Annotated in this window: 12 protein-coding genes; 3 read left to right on the plus strand and 9 right to left on the minus strand. The window is 71.1% G+C overall.

The features are described 5' to 3' along the window. Positions 1-162: 162 nt before the first annotated feature. Positions 163-1,578, minus strand: coding sequence for a proline--tRNA ligase (gene proS / locus ACGFNV_RS29835; protein ID WP_393626511.1), 1,416 nt, complete (start codon positions 1,576-1,578; stop codon positions 163-165). A gap of 205 nt (positions 1,579-1,783) precedes the next feature. On the opposite strand from proS, the gene ACGFNV_RS29840 reads away from it, so the two are divergent. Beyond that, entirely contained in the window at positions 1,784-2,641 is an 858-nt protein-coding gene (locus ACGFNV_RS29840) for an SAM-dependent methyltransferase (protein ID WP_393626513.1), read from the plus strand. A gap of 89 nt (positions 2,642-2,730) precedes the next feature. Here ACGFNV_RS29840 and ffh read toward each other — a convergent pair whose 3' ends face one another. The 5 genes from ffh to ACGFNV_RS29865 form a co-directional block, all read right to left on the minus strand. Then, positions 2,731-4,284, minus strand: a complete 1,554-nt coding sequence (gene ffh / locus ACGFNV_RS29845) for a signal recognition particle protein (RefSeq protein WP_393626515.1) — start codon at positions 4,282-4,284, stop codon at positions 2,731-2,733. A 125-nt stretch (positions 4,285-4,409) separates the two neighbouring features. Then, positions 4,410-6,860, minus strand: coding sequence for a [protein-PII] uridylyltransferase (locus ACGFNV_RS29850; RefSeq protein ID WP_393626517.1), 2,451 nt, complete (start codon positions 6,858-6,860; stop codon positions 4,410-4,412). 36 nt (positions 6,861-6,896) lie between these two features. After that, the gene (locus ACGFNV_RS29855) at positions 6,897-7,235 is read right to left on the minus strand and encodes a P-II family nitrogen regulator (protein WP_030990174.1); all 339 of its coding nucleotides are present in this window, start codon (positions 7,233-7,235) and stop codon (positions 6,897-6,899) included. Beyond that, on the minus strand, positions 7,232-8,572 hold the full coding sequence (locus ACGFNV_RS29860) for an ammonium transporter (RefSeq protein ID WP_393626519.1): 1,341 nt from the start codon (positions 8,570-8,572) through the stop codon (positions 7,232-7,234). Before ACGFNV_RS29860 ends, ACGFNV_RS29855 begins: the two co-directional genes overlap by 4 nt. A gap of 313 nt (positions 8,573-8,885) precedes the next feature. Next, complete coding sequence (locus ACGFNV_RS29865; protein WP_393626521.1) at positions 8,886-10,364, minus strand: hypothetical protein; 1,479 nt, start codon at positions 10,362-10,364, stop codon at positions 8,886-8,888. A 446-nt stretch (positions 10,365-10,810) separates the two neighbouring features. Between ACGFNV_RS29865 and ACGFNV_RS29870 the strand changes: the two genes are divergently transcribed. Next, entirely contained in the window at positions 10,811-11,476 is a 666-nt protein-coding gene (locus ACGFNV_RS29870; protein WP_393626523.1) for a bifunctional DNA primase/polymerase, read from the plus strand. Between the two features lie 105 nt (positions 11,477-11,581). Here ACGFNV_RS29870 and ftsY read toward each other — a convergent pair whose 3' ends face one another. Continuing rightward, on the minus strand, positions 11,582-12,787 hold the full coding sequence (gene ftsY / locus ACGFNV_RS29875; RefSeq protein WP_393626525.1) for a signal recognition particle-docking protein FtsY: 1,206 nt from the start codon (positions 12,785-12,787) through the stop codon (positions 11,582-11,584). A gap of 157 nt (positions 12,788-12,944) precedes the next feature. Here ftsY and ACGFNV_RS29880 point away from each other — a divergent pair, with 157 nt between their 5' ends. After that, a complete protein-coding gene (locus tag ACGFNV_RS29880; RefSeq protein ID WP_393626527.1) occupies positions 12,945-13,916 on the plus strand; it encodes an LLM class flavin-dependent oxidoreductase in 972 nt (323 codons plus the stop codon). A gap of 87 nt (positions 13,917-14,003) precedes the next feature. On the opposite strand, the gene ACGFNV_RS29885 is transcribed toward ACGFNV_RS29880, so the two are convergent. Continuing rightward, positions 14,004-15,422, minus strand: a complete 1,419-nt coding sequence (locus tag ACGFNV_RS29885) for a sugar porter family MFS transporter (RefSeq protein ID WP_393626529.1) — start codon at positions 15,420-15,422, stop codon at positions 14,004-14,006. Between the two features lie 222 nt (positions 15,423-15,644). Beyond that, complete coding sequence (smc, locus tag ACGFNV_RS29890) at positions 15,645-19,286, minus strand: chromosome segregation protein SMC (RefSeq protein WP_393626530.1); 3,642 nt, start codon at positions 19,284-19,286, stop codon at positions 15,645-15,647. Positions 19,287-19,413 lie beyond the last annotated feature (127 nt).

The raw sequence follows: 19,413 nt of genomic DNA on the forward strand, positions 1-19,413 counted from the left end.
GCGGGTGCGTCGATCTGTGGAGAAGCCTCACAGCTCATACCAAGCTGGTGCGTAGTTCCCCCTACGCCCCGGCGCGTAGACGGTGTCCGCGCGCCGGGGCATATGAGGTTCACAGGCGCGCAAGGGGCGTTTCGGTCGCTCTCGCGCGCGGAGGGCTTCACCTCAGTAAGCGCGTGCAACGATCGCGACGTTACCCGGCGCGTCGCCGTCCTCCGGGACCGACCCGTCCTCGGCGACCAGACACCGTACGGTCATCGCGTGGTCGGCGAGCTTGTTCTCGCCCTCCTCGCCGAGGGTCGCCCACGGGATGCGCGCCCAGTTGCCGGCGGTGACGGCCTCGACGGCCTCCTCGATCGAGGACACGTTCGTCGTACGGGAGACCCGGCGCTCCCGGGACTGCTCCAGCAGCAGCGCCTGGTCCTCTTCGAGGACGGTGGGCAGCAGCTCGGCCAGGGCGTCCAGGGACACCGCTTCCTTGCCTCCGGGGATGCGGCGGGCCAGCATCGCGGTGCCGTTCTCCAGGTCGCGGGGACCGATCTCGACGCGGACCGGAACGCCCTTGAGTTCCCAGTCGACGGCGCGGCGGCCGAAGGGGGTGTCGGTGCGGTCGTCGACCTGGACGCGGACGCCGGCCGCCTTCAGCCGGTCGCCGATCTCGCGGACCTTGGCCAGAACCGCCTCGTCGCCCTTGATCGCGAGGACGACGGCCTGGATCTGCGCCAGGCGCGGCGGGACCCGCAGGCCGTCGTCGTCGCCGTGCATCATCACCAGGGCGCCGATCATGCGGGTGGTCGAGCCCCAGGAGGTCTGCCAGACCAGTTCCTGGGTGCCGTCCTTCGACAGGTACGAGGTGTTGAAGGCCTTGGCGAAGTTCTGCCCCAGCTCATGACTGGTGACCATCTGGAGGGCCTTGCCGTCGCCCATCATGCTCTCGAGCGTGAGCGTGTTGATGGCGCCCGCGAAGCGCTCCTTCACCGTCTTGCGACCGGAGACGAAGTCGACGGCGAGGACGTTCTCCAGGAAGTCGCCGTAGACGTGCCGCTGGATGCGCGCGGCGAAGTCGCGGGCCTCCTCGTACGTGGCGTGCGCGGTGTGGCCCTCCTGCCACAGGAACTCCGACGTCCGCAGGAAGAGCCGGGGCCGCAGTTCCCAACGGACCACGTTGGCCCACTGGTTGATCAGCAGCGGCAGGTCGCGGTAGCTCTGCACCCACTTGGAGAAGTACTCGTTGATGATGGTCTCGGAGGTGGGCCGGACCACCGCCGGCTCCTCCAGCTCCTTGCCGCCGCCGTGCGTGACCACGGCGAGTTCGGGCGCGAAACCCTCGACGTGGTCGGCCTCACGCGTGAGGTACGACTGCGGGATCAGCAGCGGGAAGTAGGCGTTCTGGGTGCCCGTCTCCTTGATCCGGGCGTCCATCTCGGCCTGCATGCGCTCCCACAGCCCGTACCCGTACGGTCGGATCACCATGGTGCCGCGCACCGGCCCGTTGTCGGCCAGCTCGGCCTTGGTGATCAGATCCTGGTACCAGCGCGGGAAGTCGTCCGCCCTGGGCGTGAGAACGGGTGCTTTTGCCATGGCGAAATGGTACGGGCCCACGTTGCCGGAATGTGAATTCTCGCCACAGGCGCCGAAAAGCCCCAAGCCGGACTCCACAACCCCTGGACGCCGCCGCGAGCCGGGAGTTTCCTGGCATACGGGGGAAGCGCGAGCGCGCACCACGGGGGCCTCGGACACGACGAGCACACATCTGACAACTCTCGGCGGATTGGGGCGCTTTCATATGACACCTACGCTCGTGCGGCAGCACTTGCCCCACGCGGGACCCGAATCCCGCGTGGACCGCGGTGCACGCGCGCGTGACTGGTCCGAGATTCAGGAGCGGATGCTGGTCCCGCTCTACGAGGCCGTCCACGAGCGGCTCGACGTGGGCCCGGCCACCCGGCTGCTGGGCCTGGGCTGCGGCTCGGGGCTCTCCCTGCTGATGGCGGCCTCGAGAGGCGCCGCCGTCACCGGTGTCGAATCCCGCTGCCCGGAGCGCCTGGCGTTGGCGCGGGAGCGGTTGCTGCCGGAGTCGTGGGGCACTCGCACGCGTGCGGCCACCCGGCTCGTCGACGGCGGGCCCGCGGACGCGGCCGACGCGGAGACACCCCCGTACAACCTGGTGACCGCCTTCGAGCCCATCGGGTGCCTCGCGGGCGACTCGGAGGGGCTGAGCGAGCTGCTCACGGCGGCGGCGCCGCTCGCCGAGCGCGGGGCGCCCGTGGTGCTGGCGGGCTGGGGTCCGCCCGAGCGGTGCGACACCTCGTCCGTGCTGCGGGTGGCCACGAAGCTGGCCGATCCGATGCGCCCCTCGGGCGGTTGGCGTCCCGCCCAGCGCGACGACCTGGAGGAGGTCGCCCAGCGGGCCGGCCTCAGGCCGGACGGCTCGGGACGGGTCTCCTGCCCCTTCGGCTACGCCGACCTCGACAGCGCGGTGCGTGGACTGCTGTCGACGGGGCTGTTCGACGCGGCCATCGCCGCGACGGACCAGGAACAGGTCGACAAGGAGCTGGCCGAGGCGCTGCATCCGCACCAGCGTCCGGACGGGACGGTGTGGATGCCGAACGTGTTCCGGTACCTGGTGGCCCGGACGCCCTGACCTCGATCTGGCCGAAAAAGCACCGGGGGCGTCCCTCTCACGAGGAGCGCCCCCAGCGACGTACGCGTCGCCGTGCCGTACGAGCCGTGTCAGCCCATGAACTTCTTGAACTCGTCGGGCAGTTCGAAGTCCTGGCCGGCCTGCTGGCCCGGCACGCCGAAGGCGTTGCCGCCCTGTGCGGCGGCGGCCCGGCGGGCGGCCTCCTCCTGCTCCTGCTGCCTGCGCTTCATCGGGTTGCCGGAGCGCTGCTTGCCCTTGGCCTTCTTCGGCTGCTTCTTGGTGCGGCCGGGTCCGCCGCCCATGCCGGGCATCCCCGGCATGCCCGGCATACCGCCGCCCTGGGCCATGCGGGACATCATCTTGCGGGCCTCGAAGAACCGCTCGACGAGGTTCTTCACCGCGCTGACCTCGACACCGGAACCCTTGGCGATACGGGCGCGACGGGAGCCGTTGATGATCGTCGGCTCCTGGCGCTCGGCCGGGGTCATCGACTTGATGATCGCGGCCGTGCGGTCGACGTCCCGCTCGTCGAGGTTGTTGATCTGGTCCTTGATCTGCCCCATGCCGGGCAGCATGCCGAGCAGCTTGGAGATGGAGCCCATCTTCCTGACCTGCTCCATCTGGGCCAGGAAGTCGTCGAGGGTGAAGTCCTGGCCCTTCTTGGAGGCCAGCTTCTCGGCCATCTTCTGGGCTTCGGCCTGGTCGAACGTCTTCTCCGCCTGCTCGATCAGGGTGAGCAGGTCACCCATGTCGAGAATGCGGGAGGCCATCCGGTCCGGGTGGAAGGCGTCGAAGTCCTCGAGCTTCTCACCGTTCGACGCGAACATGATCGGCTTGCCGGTGACCGAGGCGATGGAGAGAGCCGCACCACCGCGGGCGTCACCGTCGAGCTTGGAGAGCACCACACCGTCGAAGCCGACACCGTCGCGGAACGCCTCGGCGGTGTTGACGGCGTCCTGACCGATCATCGCGTCGACGACGAAGAGGATCTCGTCGGGGCTGACGGCGTCGCGGATGTCCGCGGCCTGCTGCATCAGCTCCTGGTCGATACCGAGGCGGCCCGCGGTGTCCACGATCACGATGTCGTGGACCTTGGTCCTGGCGTGCTCGATGGAGTCCTGGGCGACCTGGACCGGATTGCCCACGCCGTTGCCCGGCTCGGGCGCGAAGACCGCGACGCCGGCGCGCTCGGCGACGACGCTCAGCTGGTTGACGGCGTTGGGACGCTGGAGGTCGCACGCCACGAGCAGCGGCGAGTGTCCCTGCTCCTTGAGCCACCGGCCGAGCTTGCCCGCGAGGGTGGTCTTACCGGCACCCTGCAGACCGGCCAGCATGATCACGGTCGGCGGCTGCTTGGCGAACCTCAGGCGCCGGGTCTCGCCGCCGAGGATCGTGACGAGTTCGTCGTTGACGATCTTCAGGACCTGCTGGGCGGGGTTGAGCGCCCGCGAGACCTCGGCTCCGAGTGCGCGTTCCTTGACGTTCTTGATGAACGTGCGGACGACAGGCAGGGCGACGTCGGCTTCGAGGAGGGCGATGCGGATGTCGCGCGCCGTGGCGTCGATGTCCGCTTCGCTCAAGCGCCCCTTGCCGCGCAAGTTCTTGAAGGTCGCTGAGAGGCGATCGGAAAGAGTATCGAACACGGCGGCGTCGGTCCTCGGGGTCGGGGGCGGTCTGAGCGTCTTCCAGGGTATCTGGCCGCGCAAGACATTCGTCCCCGCCTGCCGCATTCAGCAGGCGGGGACGAACGCGTGACGTGACCGCACGGTCACGCCCGCAACGTCTCCTCCAGCTTCCGGGCCAGCCCCGCCGCCTCGTCGGCCGGCAGCGGATCGCCCTTCGGGCCGGTGACGTAGAACGCGTCGACCGCGTTGGCACCCAGGGTGCTGACGTGGGCGCTGCGGACGTGGACCGCGGCGTCCTCCAGGGCGCGGCCGATGCGGAAGAGCAGGCCGGGGGCGTCCTGGGCACGGACCTCGATCACGGTGGCCAGGCGGGAGGCGGCGGAGGCCACCTTCACGTGGGCCGCGGGTGCCACGACGCCCCGGCGGCGCGGGTAGGCGGCGTCACGTTCGGCGAGGCGGGAGGCGATGTCCAGGGAGCCGTCCAGGGCCCGTACGAGATCGGCGCGCAGCCGGGCGGCCTGGGGCAGGGAGCCGTACTCGGCGGCGACCCGCCAGTTCAGCAGCAGGACGGAGCCCTCGTCGACGCCGTCGGGCAGGCCGAGGGAGCGCAGTTCCGCGGTGCGGACGGTGAGGCGGTGCATGGCGAGGACACCGGCGACCGCGGGCAGCACGCCCGGCTGGTCGGGTACGGCGATGAGCAGCTCCACACCCAGTGGCTCGGGGTCGCCGGACGGTTCGCCGTCGGAGGGCGGCTCGGTCTGCGCGCGCAGCGCCAGCACCGGGCCGCCCGTGCGGTGTGCCTCCACGGCGAGCCGCTCCTGCTCGGCGGTGGGCGCGGTGTCCTCGGGTTCCTCGGGGTCGTCCCCGGCGAGCACGGCCGAGACCCGCTTGACGAGGTCGGCGACGAGGGAGCCCCGCCAGGACGACCAGGCGGCCGGGCCGGTCGCGAGCGCGTCCGCCTCGGTGAGCGCGTGCAGCAGCTCCAGCGTGCCCTGCGAGCCGACCGCCTCGGCGACGGAGCGGACGGTGGCCGGGTCCTCCAGGTCGCGCCGGGTGGCCGTCTCGATCAGCAGCAGGTGATGGCGTACGAGCGAGGAGACAACCGTCACGTCCGCGCGGTCGAAGCCGATGCGGGTGGCCACGTCCTTCGCGATGATCTCGCCCGCGACGGAGTGGTCGCCGGGCCAGCCCTTGCCGATGTCGTGCAGCAGCGCGGCCACGAGCAGCAGGTCGGGGCGGCTGACGCGGCGGGTGAACTCGGAGGCGCGGACGGCGGTCTCGATCAGGTGCCGGTCGACGGTCCACAGGTGGACGGCGTTGCGCTGGGGGCGGCAGCGCACCCGCTCCCAGTCCGGCAGCAGCCGGGTGATCAGGCCCTCGGCCTCCAGTGCCTCCCAGACGTCGATGGTGGGCTGTCCGGAGCCGAGCAGGGTCACGAGTTGTTCGCGCGCCTCGGCGGGCCAGGGAGTGGGCAGGGGGCGGGTGGCGGCCGCCATGCGCCGCACGGCGTGCAGGGAGAGCGGCAGGCCGGCCTGCGCGGCGGCGGCCGCGGCACGCAGCGGGAGTACGGGGTCGCGTTCGGGGCGTGCGGCGCGCGCGAGCACCACTTCGCCGTCCTGCTCGACGACGCCCTCAGCGAGAGGTGACCGTTCGGGGGCCGGCTTCCCGGCGCCCAGCATGGCGCGCAGACGCGGCCGTACGGCGCGCGAGCGCAGCACGCGCCCCACTTCGCGCCAGGTGACATCGCTCGCATACGAGATGACCCGCGCCGCCTCGTACACCTGCCGCAGCAGTGTGTCGGCGTCGAGCATCCCGAGCTCGGCGGCGACCTGGTCCTGCTCCTGGAGCGCGAGCCGGTCGGTCGCCCGCCCGGTGGTGAGGTGGAGGGCGTCGCGCACGTCGAGCAGGCGGCGCCGGGCGTCGGCGAGGCCCTCGCGCGGGGCGTCGGCCAGCCAGGAGGCGGCGACGGCGCGCAGCGCGGTGGCGTCCCTGAGCCCGCCCCGGGCCTCCTTCAGGTCCGGCTCGAGGAGGTACTGGAGCTCGCCCTGCCGTTCGGCGCGCTCGGCGCACAGCTCCTGGAGTTCGGGGAGGCGTTTGGGTGCCTGGTTGCGCCAGTCGGCGAGGACCGCCGTACGCAGGCCGGCGGTGAGGCCGAGGTCGCCCGCGAGGTGGCGGGCGTCGAGCAGGCCGAGCTGGACCTTGAGGTCCTCGCCCGCGGTCCCGCGGGCCTCCGCCGGGGTCCGTACGGAGTGGTCGAGGGCCAGGCCGAGGTCCCACACGGGGTACCAGAGTCGGTCGGCCAGGGCGGCGACGGCCTTGGGGTCCTGCCCGTCGTGCAGCAGGAGCAGGTCGAGGTCGCTGCGCGGGGACAGCTCGCCCCGGCCGTAGCCGCCGACCGCGACCAGGGAGACACCGCGCAGTTCCTCGCTGCCCGCGTCGAAGAGGCCGGAGAGCCATTCGTCGGTCAGTTCGGCGAGGGCGGCACGGCGCGGCGGCCCGGACCGCGCCCCCTCCTGGAGGAGGCGCAGCCGGGCCGCCGCGTAGCCGCTGGGTCCCGAGTCCTCTGCTTCCGTGCGCATCTCCGTACCCGTCACCCAGCGACTCCTGCCTGTATTCAGGTGGTTCTTTCTTTACAGCGCGTCCGGACCGCGCTCGCCGGTGCGGACCCGGACGGCCGTCTCGACCGGCAGGGACCAGACCTTGCCGTCACCGATCTTGCCGGTGCGGGCGGCCTTGACGATGACCTCGATCAGCTGCTCGGCGTCGTCGTCCTCGGCCAGGACCTCGATGCGGATCTTGGGCACCAGGTCGACGGTGTACTCGGCACCGCGGTAGACCTCGGTGTGTCCCCTCTGACGACCGTAGCCGCTCGCCTCGGTGACCGTCAGACCGTGTACCCCGAAGGCCTGCAGGGCCTCCTTGATCTCGTCGAGCCGGTGGGGCTTCACGACGGCGGTGATGAGCTTCATGCGTCCACCTTCTTGCTCGCGGCCGGGGCCACCGGGGCCGTGGCGGCGGTCCGGGCGGCACCGCCGCCGGCACCGCTGAAGTCGTATGCGGTCTCGGCGTGCTCGGCCTGGTCGATGCCGGCCACCTCCTCGTCCTCCGTGACGCGCATGCCGATCGTCTTGTCGAGGAGGAAGGCGAGGATCGCGGAGACCACCAGCGAGTAGGCGAGGACCGCGAAGACACCGGCGCACTGCTTCCAGAACTGGGTCAGACCGCCGCCGTAGAAGAGGCCTTCGACGTCGGACTGGCCGTGGCCACTGGCGAAGAGGCCGATCAGCAGGGAGCCGATGACACCGCCGACGAGGTGGACGCCGACGACGTCGAGGGAGTCGTCGTAGCCGAACTTGTACTTCAGGCCGACGGCCATGGCGCACAGGACACCGGCGATGGCGCCGACGGCGATCGCGCCGAGCGGGGAGACCGCGCCACCGGACGGGGTGATGGCGACCAGACCGGCGACCGCGCCGGAGGCGGCGCCCAGCGTGGTGAACGCGCCGTGGCGGATCTTCTCGTAGATGAGCCAGGCCAGCATGGCGGCGGCGGTGGCGACCTGCGTGTTGACGAACATCAGCGCGCCGACGCCGTCGTCGTTGCCGAGCCACGAGCCGGCGTTGAAGCCGAACCAGCCGAACCACAGCAGACCGGCGCCGAGCATGACCAGCGGGAGGCTGTGCGGGCGCATCGGGTCCTTCTTGAAGCCGACGCGCTTGCCGATGACGAGGATCACGCCGAGGGCCCCGGCACCGGCGTTGATGTGGACCGCCGTACCACCGGCGAAGTCGATCACGCCCAGCTCGTAGGCCCAGCCGCCGGCGCCCCAGACCCAGTGCGCGACCGGGAAGTAGACGACCGTGGCCCACAGGGCGACGAACAGGGCCCACGCGGTGAACTTCACGCGGTCCGCGAGAGCGCCGCTTATCAGGGCGGGAGTGATGATGGCGAACATCATCTGGAAGATCATGAAGACGAAGATCGGGATCGTGTAGCCGTCCCACAGCTGCGTCAGGCCGATGTTGCTGAGGCCGAGCCAGTCGGAGTTCCAGCCGATGACGCTGCCGGAGTCCGTACCGAAGGCCATGGAGAAGCCGTACAGCACCCAGAGGATGGTGACGATCCCGATGCTGATGAAGCTCATCATCAGCATGTTCAGGGTGCTCTTGACCCGGACCATGCCTCCGTAGAAGAAGGCCAGACCCGGAGTCATGATCAGCACCAGGGCGGAACAGATGAGCATGAAGCCCGTGTTGGCGGCAGACAGCTTGGGTGCTTCTGCGGCGAGCGTGATGGCTGGTGCCATCGGCGTCTCCTCGTCATTGGTACGGCCCCGTGCGGGCGAAGCCTGAGCGGATTGAGGGGTGGGCCGGTTATGCGCCATGAGATTGGCGCAGCGCGGTTTCGGTGGAAGCCCCTCGTTGTTTCGCCGCCGTGACGAAGGCGCCGTGCGTGTTACGCGTCGATGAACTGCCGGAGGCGCGCCGCGTGGATCGTTATCGTGGCGCAACCTTCATTCGAAGGATCGAAGAACCGGCCGCGGCGGCCTCCGACGACCTGGCACGGGGGAGCCGAGTCGGGCAGTTCGGGAGGGCCGGCCGCGGCCGGGGCTCAGGGGTTCAGACGGCTGCTTCGACCGCCTCGGGCAGCTCGGTCGCCAGCCGTTCGGTGAGGTCCACGACCTCGGTGAGGTCCCCGAAGTCGCGTACGGCCGTGTCCACGGTCTTTCGGATACGGGTGTTGACGCGTTCGGAGCGCACCTTCTTGGCGATCTGCATGGCCAGCACGGTCGGTCCGGTGCTCTGCTCGGGCTCGCGCTGGAGCAGGTGGACCGTGGCCATCCCGATCAGGTTCAGTGCGTACGACCGCTGGTGCTCGGTGTCCTCGGCGAACAGCGCGACGGCCCGCCGCATGAGGGGCTCGGCCAGGGAGGCGTAGGTGGGGCTGCGGCCGGCGACATAGGCGAGGTCGCGGAAGGAGTGGCTGTTCTCGCCGTGCAGCTCGGCCTCGGAGAAGAAGCGGATCCAGTCGGGGTCCGGCTCGTCCCAGTCGTCGGCGTCGGCGAAGGAGTCCTCCGCCATCCGCACGGCCCGCTTGCACTTTCCGGGCTGCCCCATGTTGGCGTAGGCGCGGGCCTCCATCGCATACAGCATCGACTGGGTGCGCGGGCTCGCGCAGTCACGGCTTCCGTACTGTGCGAGGTGGATCAGTTCCAGGGCGTCCTCGGGCCGGCCGAGGTGGATCATCTGGCGGCTCATGCTGGACAGGACGTAGGAGCCGAGGGGCTTGTCGCCGGCTTCCTTGGCGGCGTGCAGGGCGAGGACGAAGTACTTCTGCGCGGTGGGCTGCAGCCCCACGTCGTAGCTCATCCAGCCGGCCAGTTCGGCGAGCTCGGCGGCGACCTTGAACAGCTTCTTCGTGGTGGCCTCGGGCTGGGGCTCCTGGAGGAGGTCGGTGACCTCGTGCAGCTGGCCGACGACGGCCTTGCGGCGCAGGCCGCCGCCGCACTGGGCGTCCCACTGCCGGAACATCGCGGTGGTGGACTCCAGCAGTTCCAGTTCGGGCTTGGAGAGGCGGCCGCGCGCGCGGCTGCTGGGGATCGGCTCGGCGTCGGTGCGCGAGGCGGGCGGCGTGGGGACGAGCCAGCGCTGCATGGGCTCGATGAGGGACGGGCCCGCGGACAGGGCCAGCGAGCTCCCGAGGAAGCCGCGCCTCGCCAGCATCAGGTCGCTGCGCGAGAACTCGCCGAGCAGGGCCACGGTCTGCGGGCCCGTCCAGGGCAGGTCCACGCCGGACACGGACGGTGACTGGCGGACCGCGCGCAGTCCGAGGTCCTCGACGGAGACGACACAGCCGAACCGCTCGGAGAACAGCTCGGACAGGATCCTGGGAATGGGCTCGCGGGGGTTCTCGCCGTCGAGCCAGCGGCGCACGCGCGAGGTGTCCGTGGAGATGTGGTTGGCGCCCAACTGGCGGGCCCGGCGGTTGACCTGGCGCGCGAGCTCGCCCTTGGACCAGCCGCTGCGCACGAACCACGACCCGAGCAGCGCGTTGGGGCGCTTGTCAGCGTTCGTCCCGCCTCCGCCGTTGCCGCCCACTGGAACGCCCCCATCCCTGGAACCACTTGTCGCCGAGTGCGCCAAGCCCTATCAGAATGCCGCCAATCGCCGCCTCCCGTACGACGGTTGCCACCCTTCGAACGGGAAGTCACCTTGCCTCCGGCATACCCAACTGTGCATGTGCCCCCAGGATTCATGCACTCAACGTAATCCCACGATCACGCTTCCAGCCATGGCGAACAGGGAAACGCCACCATTCGCCACCCCTTCGAATGAACTAACGGTCGTCCACTCGCGATTGACTTGACAGAGGACAGCCGAGAGCGAGCGGAACGATGCACGCGGGGGCGCGTGTTGACGCCTGCACCACCCCATGCACTTCCAAGCGCCGGTTCAATGACCGCCGAACACGGAAGTTGATAACTCAAAGTAACATTCCGGGCGCTTCTCGTAACCATCGGTGCGTCGGACCCGTTGGAGGGGGCATGGGCTTCACGATCGGCAGCAGTCGGGGGATGCGCGACCTCCGGTCCACTTCACGCCGCCGCGGCCGCTCGTCCGAGTGCACGGCCGTGGCCGAGTTCACCGGCCTGTGGGGCTGGGACGTCGTCCCGGGCGCACGGGCCGCCGCGGGCGCGTGCTCCTGTGGTCGCTCCGGCTGCCGGGCGCCGGGCGCGCATCCGCTGGACTTCGCGCCGGAGATCCCCGCGGGGGCCACGCTTGACGAGGTGACCGAGGCGTGGGGCGAGGTCCCGGGGGCCGCGGTGATGCTGTCGGTGGGGCGGGCGTTCGAGGTGATCGAGGTGGCCGAGGCCGCCGGCCGGCGGGCGCTGGTCCGGCTGGAGCGGATGGGCCTCCCCCTGGGTCCGGTGACCGTGACCCCCGAGGGCCGCGTCCACTTCTTCGTCGCCCCCGGCGCGGTCGCGGACCTGACCGCGCTGCTCTACCGCATGGGCTGGGACGACCCGTCCTCCCTGGACCTGCGCGGCCTCGGCCCCGGTACGCACATCACGGCGCCCCCCTCCGACCGCGGCGGCCTCGGCCCGGTCCGCTGGCTGCGCCCGCCCGAGCTGGACACGGCCACGAAGCCACCGGCGGCCCGGCTGCTGCTGGGCACGCTCGCCTACGTGGCCCACCGCTCGCGCGCGTAGAGCCGGTCCGGCCACACCGCTCGGGCCCGCACGATCAGGCGGACACAGCGAAGCGCCCGTCCCCCGACTGTCTCGGGGACGGGCGCTTCCTCGCGGGGACGGGCTTCACTCACCGATCAGCGCGTCCACGAAAGCCTCCGGCTCGAAGGGCGCCAGGTCGTCCGCGCCCTCACCGAGTCCGACCAGCTTGACGGGCACGCCCAGCTCGCGCTGGACCGCGACGACGATGCCGCCCTTGGCCGTACCGTCCAGCTTGGTCAGCACGATGCCGGTGATGTCGACGACCTCGGCGAACACCCGGGCCTGGACGAGACCGTTCTGCCCGGTGGTGGCGTCGAGGACGAGCAGCACCTCGTCGAGCGGGGCGTGCTTCTCGACGACCCGCTTGACCTTGCCGAGCTCGTCCATGAGCCCGGTCTTGGTGTGCAGGCGGCCCGCGGTGTCGATGAGGACGACGTCGACCCCCATCTCCTTGCCCTCCTTGACCGCGTCGAACGCGACGGAGGCGGGGTCGCCGGCCTCCGGCCCGCGGACGGTGTGGGCGCCCACGCGCTCACCCCAGGTCTGCAGCTGGTCGGCGGCGGCGGCACGGAAGGTGTCGGCGGCACCGAGCACGACGCTGCGGCCGTCCGCCACGAGCACGCGCGCGAGCTTGCCGGTGGTGGTGGTCTTGCCGGTGCCGTTGACGCCGACGACCATCACGATGCCCGGCTTGCGGTCGGCGGGCTCGGTCTTCACGGCGCGGTCGAAGTCGGTACCGACCAGCTTGAGCAGCTCCGCGCGCAGCAGGCCGCGCAGCTCCTGGGGGGTGCGGGTGCCGAGCACCTTCACCCGGGCGCGCAGCGCCTCGACCAGTTCCTGGGTGGGCTGCACACCGACGTCGGCGGTCAGCAGGGTGTCCTCGATCTCCTCCCAGGTGTCCTCGTCGAGGTGCTCGCGCGACAGCAGCGTGAGCAGCCCCTGGCCCAGGGCGTTCTGGGAACGGGAGAGACGGGCGCGGAGGCGGACGAGCCGCCCCTCGGTGGGCTCCGGGATCTCGATCGGGGGAGCCTCGATGGTGGGCGGTTCCTCGACGGCGACGCCGGTCGAGCCGCCGTCCGGGAGGTCCACCTCCTCTATCGTGCGGCGCGGTTCGTCGCGCGGCGTCTCGGCCTCGTCGCCGACGTGCGGTTCGGCTGGAGGCGCGGTGATGTCGGGCGCGGCGGGCGGCGGCGGGGGCTGCGGCTTCCTGCGCCGGCTGCCGACGATGAGTCCGCCGATGGCGCCGAGCACGAGCACGGCGATGATGACAGCAAGGATGACGATGTCCATAACGCGTCCAGTATCAGCCATGGGCCTGCGCCGGACCCAGCTTGTGCTTTCCTCCAAGTGAGAAAGTCGCCGGGTTGCCGGACACCTCCGGCCGTCCTCTGGTTGTCTGACGCACCGTCAGCTACGGTCCCCCTCCGACACACGAAGGGGGCCCGCCATGCCCGTCACGGTCGTCCGTTTCAATCTCGTCGAGCCCGGCGCCACGCCCGCGTCGCTGAGCGCCCGCTACCGCACGGCCCTGGAGATGGCGGCGTACGCCGACGAGCACGGGGTCGCCACCGTGCAGACCGAGGAGCACCACGGGGCCGCCAACAACTGGCTGCCCTCGCCGTTCGTCTTCGCGGGCGCGGTCCTCGGGGCGACCCGGCGCCTGGCGGTCACCGTCTCGGCGGTCATCGGCCCACTGCACGACCCGCTGCGGCTGGCCGAGGACATCGCCGTGCTGGATCTGCTGAGCGGCGGCCGGCTCGTCACCGTCGCGGGGATCGGCTACCGGCCCGAGGAGTACGACCACTTCGGCGTGGACTTCGGGCAGCGCGGGCGGCTCCAGGACGAGCTGCTGGAGACGGTGCTGAAGGCGTGGACCGGCGAGGAGTTCACCTACCGGGGCCGTACGGTACGGGTCACCCCGCGCCCTTGCTCCGACCCGCACCCCCTGCTGCTGGTCGGCGGCTCCTCCAGGGCCGCCGCCCGCCGGGCCGCCCGGCTCGGCCTGCCCTTCTTCCCCAGCGCCCACCTGCCGGAGCTGGAGGCGTACTACAAGGAGCGGCTCGTGGAGTACGGCACCGAGGGCTGGACGATGATGCCGGGCGCCGTGACCCCGCTGCTGCACGTGGCCGAAGATCCGGAGCGGACGTGGGAGCGGTACGGCGAGCACTTCCTCCATGAGGCGCGGACCTACGCCTCCTGGCAGTCCGGCTCCGTCCGCTCGGCGGTGAAGTCGGCGGCCACGAGCGTGGCGGAGCTGCGCGCCGAGGGCGTGTACCGGGTGCTGACCCCGGACGCGTGCGTGGCGCTGGGCCTGGACAGTCTCGTCCTGCATCCGCTGGTCGGCGGGATGCCGCTGGAGGAGGGGTGGCGCAGCCTGCGCCTGTTCTGCGAAGACGTACTGCCCCGGCTCGGGGGGTGAGCCGGGGCAGTACGTCGGACGGATACGGGGAGAGGGGCAGCGGGGACTTGGCCCTTCTCCCCGAACTCGGGGGGACGGGGTGAGGGGTCAGCCCATCTCCTCCAGCGCCTTGCCCTTGGTCTCCTTGACGAACTTCAGGACGAACGGGACGGAGAGGGCGGCGAACACGGTGTAGATCACGTAGGTCGCGGAGAGGTTCCAGTCGGCCAGCGACGGGAAGCTCGCGGTGATCGCCCAGTTGGCGATCCACTGCGCGGCGGCGGCCACACCCAGGGCGGCGGCGCGCAGCCGGTTCGGGAACATCTCGCCGAGCATGACCCAGACGACCACACCCCAGGACAGGGCGAAGAAGAGGACGAAGACATGCGCGGCGATCAGGGCGGTCCAGCCCTGCGCGCTGGGCAGCTTGCCGCCGACCAGGTCGTACGAGAACGCCCAGGCCTCCAGCGCCAGGCCGACGACCATGCCGATCGAGCCGATGATGGCGAGCGGGCGGCGGCCGACGCGGTCGACGAAGATCATCGCGATCACGGTGCCGACGATGTTGATGATCGACGTCGTGAAGGAGTAGAAGAACGAGTCCGTCGGGTCGACGCCGACCGACTGCCACAGTGTCGAGGAGTAGTAGAACGCGACGTTGATGCCGACGAACTGCTGGAAGACCGACAGGCCGATGCCGACCCAGACGATCGGCTTGAAGAAGAAGCCGCCGCCGAGCAGGTCCTTGAAGGTGGACCTGTGCTCGCTCTTCATGGCCTGCTCGATCTCGGCGACCCGGGCGTCCAGATCGACGTGGGTGCCCTCGACCTCTTCCAGGATCTCGCGGGCGCGCTCGCGCTTGCCGACGGAGATCAGGAAGCGGGGGGACTCGGGGATGGCGAAGGAGAGCAGGCCGTAGAGGACGGCCGGGACGACCATGACGCCCAGCATGACCTGCCAGGCCTCCAGGCCCATCAGCTTGCCGCGCTGGTCGCCGCCGGCGGCGTTCAGCAGACCCCAGTTGACCAGCTGCGAGATGGCGATGCCGACGACGATCGCGGCCTGCTGGAACGAGCCGAGACGGCCACGGTAGGCGGGCGGGGCGACCTCGGCGATGTAGGCCGGGCCGATGACCGAGGCCATGCCGATGGCGAAGCCGCCGACGACGCGCCAGAAGGCGAGGTCCCACAGCGCGAAGGGCAGCGCCGAGCCGACGGCGCTGACGGTGAACAGCACGGCGGCGATCTGCATGCACCGGATGCGGCCGATGCGGTCGGCTATGCGGCCGGCGGTCGCTGCGCCGATGGCGCAGCCGATCAGGGCGATGGCGATGACCTGGGCCAGCGCCGCGGAGCCCACGTCGTACCGGTCACGGATCGCCTCGACGGCGCCGTTGATCACGGAGCTGTCGTAGCCGAAGAGGAAACCGCCCATCGCGGCCGCCGCCGCGATGAAGATGACGTGCCCGAGATGATCGGGATGAGCCGTCCTGGCTCCTGACTGTGATGCCTGCGCTGTGCTGGTCACGTGTACTCCTCGGGCCACCGGCAACGCTGCCGGGTGGGGGGCGACCCTTCTGGTAGGTGGTACCTGAAGGTAAAAGTAACGCTGCAGAGACTATGCCTTCAAGTTTCGAAGTCAAGAGGGCCTGGATGTGAGATACGAGGCCGTAATCGGGGGGCATGATGCGGCCCGTAAGGGGAATGTGTTCAAGTCTTGAAGAAATGGAGACCGATCAGCGCAGATCCATCAGCGCAGACGCTGGCTGATGACCTTCGACACCCCGTCGCCCTGCATCGATACGCCGTAGAGGGCGTCGGCGACCTCCATCGTCCGCTTCTGGTGCGTGATGACGATGAGCTGGGAGGCTTCCTGGAGCTCCTGCATGATGCGGATCAGCCGCTGGAGGTTGGTGTCGTCGAGGGCGGCCTCGACCTCGTCCATGACGTAGAACGGGCTGGGGCGCGCCTTGAAGATCGACACCAGCAGGGCGACCGCGGTCAGTGACCGCTCGCCGCCCGAGAGCAGGCTGAGCCGCTTGACCTTCTTGCCCGGCGGCCGTGCCTCGACGTCCACGCCCGTGGTGAGCATGTTGTCGGGGTCGGTCAGGATCAGACGCCCGTCACCACCCGGGAACAGCCGGCTGAAGACCCCCTCGAACTCCCGGGCGGTGTCCCGGTAGGCCTCGGTGAAGACCTGCTCGACGCGCTCGTCGACCTCCTTGACGACCTGGAGCAGGTCGGCGCGCGTCTTCTTCAGGTCCTCCAGCTGCTCGCTGAGGAACTGGTGGCGCTCCTCCAGCGCCGCGAACTCCTCCAGGGCCAGCGGGTTCACCTTGCCCAGCTGCTGGTACGCCCGCTCGGCGGCCCTCAGCCGCTTCTCCTGCTCGGCCCGCACGAACGGCCTGGGCTGGTTGCGCGGGTGCTCCGGGTCCTCCGGCAGCTGCTCCCCCTCGGCGGGGGGCGAGGGCGGCACCAAGTGGTGCGGGCCGTACTCCGACACGAGCCCCGCCGGTTCCACACCGAGTTCCTCCAGCGCCTTCGTCTCCAGCTGCTCGATCCGCAGCCGTTTCTCGGCGCCGAGTACCTCGCCCCGGTGGACTGAATCCGTCAACTTGTCGAGCTCGGCCTTGAGATCGCGTCCCGCGCCCCGCGCGGTGGTGAGTTCCTGCTCCCGCCGGGCCTTCGCGGCCTCGGCCGCGGCCCGCTCCTCCTCGGCTCGGCCGACCGACACCTCGACGTGGGCGAGCAGTTGCCGGGCACCGGAGGCCACGGCCTCGGCGACGGCCGCCTCGTGCCTGAGACGTGCCCGCCGCTGCTCGGCACGCGCGCGTGCCTCGCGCTCCGCGCGGGCGCCCCGGTCCAGCGAGTCGGCCCGCCCGGCGAGTCCCTTGACCCGTTCCTCGTGCGTACGGACCTGGAGGCGCGCCTCCATCTCGGTCTGCCGCGCGTTGGCCCCGTCGGCGGCGAGCCGGTCCCGTACCGAGGTGTCGGGCTCCTCCTCGACCGGCAGCTCCTCGGCGACGGCGAGCCGTTCGGCCAGCTCCTCGACCTCCTGGAGTGCCTTGTCCAGCGCCTCCTGCGCCCGCGCGGCCGCCGACGCCGACCGCTCCGCCTCACCCGCGGCACCGCGCGCCTGCCCGGACAGCCGCCCGAGCTGCTGGGCGACCGACGACTTCTCCCGGTCGGCGGCCCGGCGCCGCTCCCCCAGCTCCTCCACGAGGACGGCACACTCCTTGCGCCGCTCACCGGCCGCGTGCTGCGCCTCCGTCAGCTCCTCGCACCGCACCGCCAGCTCCTCCAGCTCGGCGGCGGCCTCGTCCACGGACGCCTGCACCTCGAGCAGGCTGGGCGCGCCCGCGGACCCGCCGTGCGCGAAGTGCGCCCCCAGCAGGTCGCCTTCGGCGGTGACGGCCGTGAGGTCGGGGTGCGCGCGGACGACGTCCTCGGCGTCCTCGAGGGTGTCGACCACGACGATGTCCCGCAGGAGGCGCCGGACGGCGGGGAGGAGGTCGGAGGGGCCGCGGACGAAGCGCTCCGCAGGAGGGGCGGGGGAAGGCCGTCGTTCGTCTGCGGGCCCGTCCCCGGTCGCGCCCCGCTGCGGAGCCGCATCTCCATACAGTCCCGCGCCCCTCGGGGGAGCCGCCGTACCGGTCGGAGTCGGCTCCTCTTGCTCCCCTGCCAGCAGCAACGCGGCTCGGCCACCGTCCTGTTTGCGCAGCAGCCGGATCGCTTCGGCCGCGGCGGACGGTGAGGTCACGGCGATCGCGTCCGCGGCCGCTCCGAACGCGGCCGCGAGCGGCACTTCGTAGCCCGGGGTCACCGTCAGCAGCTCCGCCGCGGGGCCCAGTAGACCGCTCAGCCGATCCTTCGCCCCGAGGAGCGCGCCCGTGCCGTCCTTGCGGCGCAGGCCCAACGCCAGGGTCTCGTGGCGGGCCTGGGTCGCGGCGCGTTTGCGTTCCGTCGCGGTGGCGGCCTCGCGGGCGGCGCTCAGGGCGGTCTCCGCCTCGGCCAGCTGTCGCTTGGCCGCCTCGTGCTGTTCGGCGAGTTCCGCGTCGTCGGCGTCGAGGCCGTCGACCTCCGCCTTCAGTGCCTCGTACTCCTCCTGGGCCCGGACCGCGCGCTCCTGTGCCTCGTCGCGGGCGGCGGCGAGGCGGTCGATCTCGGCCTGGGCGGACGCGGCGCGGGAGCGGGCCGCGTTGACCTGCCCGTTGAGCCGTGCCAGGCCTTCGCGGCGGTCGGCGATGGCCCGGGCGACGTCCTTCAGTCGGCGTTCCTCCACGGCCAGTTCGCGCTCCAGGTCGGCGCGGTGGGCGACCGTGTCCTCCAGGGCCCGCTCGGCGGCCTCCAGAGCCGCCTCCAGCTCGGCCTCCTGCTCCCGGATGCGGGCGGCCTCGCGCTCCATGTCCTCCGGGTCACGGCCGCGCCGCTCCTCGGGCGGCACGGAGGTGGCGCTCTTCACGCGCGCGTCGGCCAGCGAGATCGTGCCGCGCACCCGCTCGGCGAGCTGCGACAGCTCGTACCAGGTCTGCTGGGCGCGCTGGAGGCGCGGGGTGAGCTGTCGTACCTCGTCCTCCAGGAGCGCCTCGCGCTGGAGCGCCTTGCGCAGCTCCTCCTCGGCCGCCTCCTTGCGTTCCTTGAGGGCGGCCTCGTCGGCGACCTCGGTCCGGAGCGCCTCCCGCATCCGTACGAGATCGTCGGCGAGCAGACGCAGGCGCGCGTCACGCAGGTCGGCCTGGATGACGGCGGCGCGGCGGGCGACCGCGGCCTGACGGCCGAGCGGTTTGAGCTGGCGCCGGAGCTCGTCGGTCAGGTCCTGCACGCGCGCGAGGTTGGCCTGCATCGCGTCCAGCTTCCGCAGCGCCTTCTCCTTGCGCTTGCGGTGCTTGAGGACGCCCGCCGCCTCCTCGATGAAGGCGCGACGGCCCATGGGGTCGGCGTGCAGGACGGAGTCGAGCTGGCCCTGGCCGACGATGACGTGCATCTCGCGGCCGATGCCGGAGTCGGACAGCAGTTCCTGGATGTCGAGGAGACGGCAGGTGTCGCCATTGATCTGGTACTCGCTGCCGCCGTTGCGGAACATGATCCGCGTGATGGTGACCTCGGCGTACTCGATGGGCAGGGCCCCGTCGGAGTTGTCGATGGTCAGGGAGACCTCGGCGCGGCCCAGCGGCGGACGGCCGGTGGTGCCGGCGAAGATGACGTCCTCCATCTTGCCGCCGCGCAGCGACTTGGCACCCTGCTCACCCATGACCCAGCTGAGCGCGTCCACCACATTGGACTTGCCCGAGCCGTTCGGACCGACGACACAGGTGATGCCCGGCTCGAACCGGAGCGTGGTCGCGGAGGCGAACGACTTGAAGCCGCGGAGGGTCAGGGCCTTGAGGTGCACGCCGCCGGACTCTACCCCCCGGTGTTGTCTCACTCCATGAACCCGCGGTTTCGCCCATGAACGCGCAGGGCACACCAAACGTTAAAGACAGTGAAAGGATGCGTGGGGAAAGTACACGACATACACA

Origin of the sequence: Streptomyces sp. NPDC048751, from assembly GCF_043198595.1 — a bacterium.
Lineage (GTDB): Bacteria > Actinomycetota > Actinomycetes > Streptomycetales > Streptomycetaceae > Streptomyces.